Annotated in this window: 9 protein-coding genes; 7 read left to right on the top strand and 2 right to left on the bottom strand. The window is 34.6% G+C overall.

The annotated features are described in order from the left end of the window. From ACH2CJ_RS03660 to ACH2CJ_RS03650, 3 genes are all read left to right on the top strand, one after another. On the top strand, nucleotides 1–435 hold a 435-nt coding region (locus tag ACH2CJ_RS03660), incomplete at its 5' end, for a YceI family protein (protein ID WP_394990809.1). Continuing rightward, nucleotides 432–947 carry a hypothetical protein gene (locus tag ACH2CJ_RS03655; RefSeq protein ID WP_394990807.1) on the top strand — a complete coding sequence of 172 codons (516 nt, stop codon included), beginning with the start codon at nucleotides 432–434 and terminating at the stop codon, nucleotides 945–947. The genes ACH2CJ_RS03660 and ACH2CJ_RS03655, both read left to right, overlap by 4 nt. Before the next feature lie 40 nt (nucleotides 948–987). Then, nucleotides 988–1728, top strand: a complete 741-nt coding sequence (locus tag ACH2CJ_RS03650) for an NRDE family protein (RefSeq protein ID WP_394990806.1) — start codon at nucleotides 988–990, stop codon at nucleotides 1726–1728. A 129-nt stretch (nucleotides 1729–1857) separates the two neighbouring features. Here the strand turns inward: ACH2CJ_RS03650 and ACH2CJ_RS03645 are convergent, their stop codons facing one another. Then, nucleotides 1858–2403 (bottom strand): RNA methyltransferase, encoded by a 546-nt coding sequence (locus tag ACH2CJ_RS03645; RefSeq protein WP_394990805.1) that lies wholly within the window; start codon nucleotides 2401–2403, stop codon nucleotides 1858–1860. A 127-nt stretch (nucleotides 2404–2530) separates the two neighbouring features. On the opposite strand from ACH2CJ_RS03645, the gene ACH2CJ_RS03640 reads away from it, so the two are divergent. The 4 genes from ACH2CJ_RS03640 to ACH2CJ_RS03625 all read left to right on the top strand — a co-directional run bounded on the left by ACH2CJ_RS03640 (nucleotide 2531) and on the right by ACH2CJ_RS03625 (nucleotide 5135). After that, on the top strand, nucleotides 2531–3151 hold the full coding sequence (locus tag ACH2CJ_RS03640) for a LysE family translocator (protein WP_394990804.1): 621 nt from the start codon (nucleotides 2531–2533) through the stop codon (nucleotides 3149–3151). Between the two features lie 67 nt (nucleotides 3152–3218). Then, nucleotides 3219–3674 carry a YHS domain-containing (seleno)protein gene (locus ACH2CJ_RS03635; RefSeq protein WP_394990803.1) on the top strand — a complete coding sequence of 152 codons (456 nt, stop codon included), beginning with the start codon at nucleotides 3219–3221 and terminating at the stop codon, nucleotides 3672–3674. A 203-nt stretch (nucleotides 3675–3877) separates the two neighbouring features. Further along, nucleotides 3878–4114, top strand: a complete 237-nt coding sequence (locus ACH2CJ_RS03630) for a hypothetical protein (RefSeq protein WP_394990802.1) — start codon at nucleotides 3878–3880, stop codon at nucleotides 4112–4114. Between the two features lie 10 nt (nucleotides 4115–4124). Beyond that, entirely contained in the window at nucleotides 4125–5135 is a 1011-nt protein-coding gene (locus tag ACH2CJ_RS03625; protein ID WP_394990801.1) for a hypothetical protein, read from the top strand. 45 nt (nucleotides 5136–5180) lie between these two features. On the opposite strand, the gene ACH2CJ_RS03620 is transcribed toward ACH2CJ_RS03625, so the two are convergent. Further along, nucleotides 5181–6728, bottom strand: coding sequence for an McrB family protein (locus tag ACH2CJ_RS03620; protein WP_394990799.1), 1548 nt, complete (start codon nucleotides 6726–6728; stop codon nucleotides 5181–5183). Nucleotides 6729–6931: the final 203 nt, after the last annotated feature.

Genomic DNA, 6931 nt, shown 5'->3' with positions numbered 1-6931 from the left:
CACTCGTTAGGAGCAACCGCCGATGGTACATTTAAAGGTTTTTCAGGAATAATATTTTTCGATGCTACGAATCTTTCTACGGCATCTATCAAAGCAACAATTGATGCAAAAAGTATCAATACTGGTATTAATATGAGAGACAATACGATGCGAGATGAAGATTATTTTAATGTAGAAAAATATCCTAAAATTTCGATGGTTTCGACCAAAATTGAGAAAAACATCAAAGAAAACGAATACACAGGTTATTTCAATCTGACAATCAAAAATGTAACAAAAAATATAAAAATCCCTTTCACTTTTATACCTAATGGCACGCAAGCGATTTTCAAAAGCACTTTCTCCATCAACCGAACCGAGTATGGAGTAGGCGACAAAAGTGCCTTACTCGGCGATACCACAACCATCACGATAACAGTAAATACGCAACAATGAAAAACAATGTTTATATAGAAGTTGTCAGACAATTGACTGATTTACTCAAGCAGCTTAAACCCAATGAATATAATCAGTCGCTTGCCGTCCTTAACGGAAGCAGCATGGGTCAACATACTCGCCATGTGGTAGAATTTTATCAATGTTTGCTCAAAGGCTTATGTAATGGAGTTGTAGATTACGATGCCAGAGAACGTAACTTAATGCTCGAAAATGACTTAAAATTTACGATAAATTGTTTGCATGAAATTGAAAACAGTATTGAGTCAATCAAAAATCCGAATGAGCCTTTGTTATTAGCAGTGAGTTATTGCACTTATAATCAAGACTTTATCGAAACTAATTTTATGCGAGAAGTGGTCTATTTGGTTGAGCATTCGATTCATCACTATGCCCTCATACGCATTGGTTTACAAGAAAACTTTCCAAAAATATTCATTCCAAAAAACTTTGGCGTAGCTTACTCAACAGTTAAACACAGGGAAGAGAATGTAATAATGGTGAATGATTAATGCAAAAAAAATATTTTCCAATCGTAAATAGTAAATTTTCATGTGCGTTCTCACCTATCTTCCTACATCCAACGGAACGCCGCCCAACGGCTTTATTTTCACATCAAATCGAGATGAAAGTGTAGTGCGAGAATCGGCAATTCCACCTCGAAAATATAAAATTGAAAATCGTTATATCCTTTTCCCAAAAGACCCTTTTGGCGGCGGCACTTGGATTGGTGGTTGCGATACATTTACACTTTGTTTGCTCAATGGTGGTTTTGAGAAACATATTCCTGCCCCACCCTATCGCCACAGTCGAGGAAAAGTAATCTTAGATTTTTATAAATATTTTGATGTCAACAAGTTTCTAAAAAACTATAATTTCGATAATATTGAGCCTTTTACTTTAGTGGTTCTAAGTAGAGATAATATACTAACTATCAACGAAATAAGATGGACGGGACGAAAAATTTTTCATAAAACTCATGGTGCCTATACACCAAAAATTTGGTCCTCGGTTACGCTCTATACTCCCGAAATAATACAAGAACGTGAACGTTGGTTCGATAATTTTTTACAAGAAAACCCCAATTATAGTGCCGAAGATATATTAAAATTTCATCATTTTGGTGGCAAAGGTGATGTACGAAATGATATTAAAATGAACCGTGAAAACAAATTGAAGACTTTGAGTATTACTCAGTTTAGAATAGACGATGAAAATTTCGTTGTTGAATATCAAGACCTCCAAAAAGATAAAAACTTCGTATATAGAGTTTTTACGGAATGTATTTCGTAAATTTAAGTTTAATTTTCCATGTCAAAAACAACAAAAATTACTACCCATTTTATACATAAGAAACTGCATCGAAACTCGCTGTTCGGCATTTCCCTATTTCCTTTTGGCTCGTGAACAATAGGATTTTTGTTAGTTTAAATTTTTCGTTGATAATAGTTTACTTACGAAATCCCAACAAATAATTCCAACCGTTACTGAGATATTGAGCGAATGTTTTGTGCCAAATTGTGGAATTTCTAAGCAATTATCGGCCATTTCTACTACTTTTTCGTTTACGCCAAAAACTTCGTTTCCGAACACAAACGCATATTTTTGATTGGTTTTTGGCTGAAAATCGTTCAATTTTAAACTATTTTCTACTTGTTCCACTGCCAACACGATATAGTTTTGAACTTTCAGTTGCTCAATCAGCTCCATGATATTCTCGTGATATTCCCAAGCAACAGAATCGGTTGAACCCAAAGCCGTTTTTTCAATTTCTCGGTGTGGAGGCGTTGCCGTAATACCACACAAATAAATTTTATCTGTCAAAAAAGCATCAGCCGTACGGAATGCCGAGCCAACATTATTCATACTTCTGACATCATCTAATATTATACAAAAGTTATTTTTTTCTGTTTCTTTAAAATCTTCCACCGACAATCGGTTCAGGTCTTCCATTTGAAGTTTTCTCATCTTTCCTTTCTATTTTTTTTGCACAAAAGTAACGAAATAAAATGTGTCAATTTGCAAATACTGTCGGCAACAAGACATTTCATTTCTACTAAAAGCCATTCCTTTGTATCAAAAAATTCAAAAACTGATGGACTTTATCATATTTTCACTTGTTGCACTCATTAGCTTTGCAGGCTCAATTCATATTGGAGCAGTCAACTTGGCAGTTGTTCAGGCAACACTAAACCGTAACCTTTCGGCAGGAGTTTTAGTCGCCATCGGCGGCAGTATTCCTGAATTTATTTATTCTTTCTTGGCATTGAAAGGGCTATTTTTTATGCAAAAAAACCAGTTTATTCTTGAGATTTTAAACTTTTTGGTCATTCCAATATTTTTGGTGATGGGTTTAAGTAATTTGTTTCAAAAACAAGTAAATACTATTGAAAAGAGATTTCAAATCAGCACAAAAAACATTGATTTCATTAGAGGTTTCTCACTCGGAATGCTAAATCCTCAGCTACTCCCTTTTTGGTTTTTTATCTTAATTTGTTTAAGTAAATCATTTGCTATCAATAGTTTATCAACAAAATACGCTTTTGTATTAGGTACTGGTATCGGTACTTTTGCTATCTTATGTCTATTCGCACGTTTGGCACATCGCTACCATGAGCATATTAAAAAACTCTTACAGAAATACTCTGTAAACCGTGTAATGGGCTACCTTTTTATTTCGTTAGCACTGATGCAAATTATTAAAATTTTTGTTTGATTTAGTCATTTTGCCGACATTTCGTAATATTCCACTTATCTACCTTTGTATCAACAAACAAATCAAAATGAAAAAAATAACAGTATTTTTAGTGCTATTGTCATTCGTTGCTTTTTCGCAAGAAGCTGCAAATGTAACAACTCGACAAAAACATTTTCTTGTTGAAAAAGGGGTAGCTATTTCGGGTTATGACCCTCTGAGCTATTTTACAGGCAAGCCTCAAAAAGGAAAAATTTCATATATTCAAAATGGTATTACATATAAATTTTCTTCGACTACAAACTTAGAAATGTTCAAAAAAAATCATACAAAATATGAGCCTGCTTATGGCGGTTGGTGTGCGTATGCAATGGGGGCAAAAAGTGAAAAAGTTAAAGTTGACCCCGAAAACTTTAAGATTGTCAATGGAACTCTCAACCTTTTTTATAAGAATTTCTTTTCAAACACACTTGATGATTGGAACAAAGACGAAGCCAAACTTAAAAAACAAGCAGATATAAACTGGGCAAAAACTTTCAAGTAATTAGCTGTATATAAATTATTTATATCATTCAAAAATTTCCTACAAAATGAAAATTTTATCATTTATTAGCCAAAATTATTGCGGCAATGATTATGCTGTAAACCCTTTATTTTAAATTCACTGCCCAACCCGAAAGTATCTATATTTTTTCAACACTCGGTATTGAGCCTTTCGGTCGAATTGGCTCAGTCATTGCGGAACTCGTGACTTCAATCCTATTGCTCGTTCCACGTACTTCTTGGATAGGTGCAATTTTAAGAATAAGCGTTATGACGGGTGCAATCGTCTCTCATCTGACCATTTTAGACATTGATGTACAGGGCGACGGTGGTCAACTTTTCGGAATGGCTTTAATTACTTTTCTTTGTTGTGCTTTTGTATTGTTTTATGAGCGTACAAAAGTGCTTAGTTTTGTATCAACTATTTTGAAAAAAGGATAATATTATGCGGATGCCTTTGTTTTTAGTAAAAATCTTTAATTACGAATACTGGTCGTGGTGGTTGTTTTACTTGCCGATGGCCCCTTACTGGATTTTTCAGTCCATTCGTGCAAAGTCTCTGACATACTTTACAGCGGTTAACCCTGGCATTGAAGCAGGTGGTTTTTATGGCGAACATAAGACAGAAATTCTAAAAAATATTTCGCCCGATTATTTGGCAAAAACTATTTTCATTGAGACAGGAATGGCGTTTGAAAAAATCACTAATTCACTGATAATCAACAATTTAGATTATCCAATTATTGCAAAACCAAATGTGGGTGAACGTGGCAATTCGGTTGCAAAAATCCATTCCGAAGAAGAACTTTTGAAATATCACAGTGAGATTTCGGAAGATTATTTAATTCAAGAATTTATTACTTTTCCTATTGAACTGGGCGTGCTTTTTAGTCGTTTGCTCAATGAGAAAATAGGCAAGGTTTCATCACTTACTTTGAAAGAATTTTTAACTGTTACTGGCGATGGGAAATCAAATATTGAAGAGTTAATTTTACAAAGTACACGTGCCAGATTTCAGTTAGAAACTTTGCAAACTCGTATGGGTGACGGTATCAAAGAAGTTTTACCTTTGGGTGTAAAACGCTTGCTCGAACCCATAGGAAACCATTGTCGAGGGACAAAATTTGTAAATGCTAATCATTTGATTAATAAGCAATTAGATGAAGTTTTCACTAAAGTTGCCGAAAGCTATAACGGTTTCTTTTATGGTCGTTTCGACTTGAAGATTTCGAGCATCGAAGACCTTTACGAAGGAAAAAACATCAAAATAATGGAGCTAAATGGCGTAAGTTCCGACCCTGGACATATCTACGACCCCAAATATTATCTTTGGCAAGCCTACCGAGATTTGATGTGGCATTGGAAACGTGCCGCTGACATTAGTATTCTGAATCAAAAAGCAGGTATAAAACCGCTGCCTTTTAGCGATATTTTGGCTATTGTGAAGCAGCATTTTGGGTAAGTTGTACCTTCGGCAATTCCATTGGGGCTTCGCTCAGGCAACAACTTACAAATTTTGAAAAACCTCCGCTCCTATCTCTCCCGAAAACAAATCTGGATTTACAAAATAACGGTAGCTTTCATCTTCAAAATTATCTAAATTTTTGCCAAAAATAGCTTTAGTTTTGAGGGTTTCTCTTAGAACTAAATCACTTCCTAAAACGAGTCTAATTTTTTCCCAATCATTGTAAAAGTATTCTTGAAGTAGAGGAATAATCTTATAAGAAAAAACCTTACACAAATCGCTAATTGACTGGCAATCAATAAAGTAAGCATGCCCAACAGTATGATTGCGGTCGAGCAGAAACTCTATTCTTTGGTTAATTGTGATTAGTATTTTATCTAAACCAACATCCTCTACTTCGTTTAAAAGATATGGTTTAGGCATCATTTCTTTAAACTCAAACCTTCGACGTAATGCCAAATCAAGCAAGGCAATAGAACGGTCGGCGGTGTTCATCGTTCCAACAATATACAGATTTGCAGGAACACCAAAACTTTCTTGTGAATAAGGCAAATTTAGCCAAAGTTCATTTTTTGCACCGAGCCTTTTGTTATCTTCAACAAGCGTAATCAATTCTCCAAAAACCTTGGAAATATTTGCTCTATTTATCTCATCAATGATTAATAACTGACTTGGAGCTTGCTTGAATTTATACTCACGATTTTCTTTTGAATCTTCAAAGCAATCCATAAAGGTTTTGTAGCCTGCTTTTTGTAATGCCGCCAAACACGATTTATAAAAAATTCCTTTTAATATTTCATAATGTACTTGTCCGTTTTTAGTAACAGGGCGAATCCCCTCTAAAAAATCTTCATAACTGTATGACTGATGAAAAGTAATGAACTGGTAATGCGGAACGCCCGCTGCGGCGTACCGACCCGCAACATTTTGAGCTAAATTTTGCACTTCAAAAGTTTTTCCAGTGCCGGGTGGACCATAGAAAATTAAGTTTAGAGGAATATTAAGTTTTGTTGCATACTTTGATTCACTTTCGCAAACCTCATTTTTATTAGTTTCCGAAATATAACCCTCATTAAGAGTTGCCATTTCCCAAAACAATTCATTACGCAGGCTTTCGCTTTCGGCAACTTGATACATATAGTGGTTATGGTGTTCCTTTTTCATACTCGATACCGCCGTGGCTTTCAATTCTTCTAAGCAATGCTGCCATGCACTCATCACTTTTGTATCGTCGAGGATGTGTTTTTGTTCAAAAGGAATCTTGATGTACAGAAAATCTGAGCTATTGGCAAGCCTCGAAATCTTGACTTCTTTGTATTTGCTAAACAAAGCTTCATCTCTTTTAAAAAACATGAGGTCGAGCCAAACACCATTTTGTCGATGTAGTTTTAGTGCCGCATAAAAGTTAATATTCGCCGTAATTCCCTTGTCTTTCCTAACCGAAAAAGCGATTCTTGGGTCGTCAATATCAAAGTTCGTTACTTCAATGAGTTCTTGTAAAAGTGCAAAAAACTTTAGACAAGCTTCTCTATTGTTAATTTCTTGAAGTTTTTTAATGAGAGCTTCTTTTTGTTCGGGCAATATGTTCATAGCTTTGGTCTATACATTTTTTAACAAGATACGCATAAATTACTGTTTAGTCGAAAAGATAATCGTCTTGCATACTACATTTAAAGATAAAAAGATTGGATTTTTTCAAGAATTTTCAAAAATTAATCTTATGAGTAAAAATCACTAAATCATCCATTCTTTCATAGTTTAAAATTGTGCATATACGTATATTATCAGAACTA

Source organism: Emticicia sp., assembly GCF_043780375.1.
Taxonomy (GTDB): domain Bacteria; phylum Bacteroidota; class Bacteroidia; order Cytophagales; family Spirosomataceae; genus Emticicia.
This window is presented reverse-complemented; position numbering and strand designations above follow the sequence as displayed.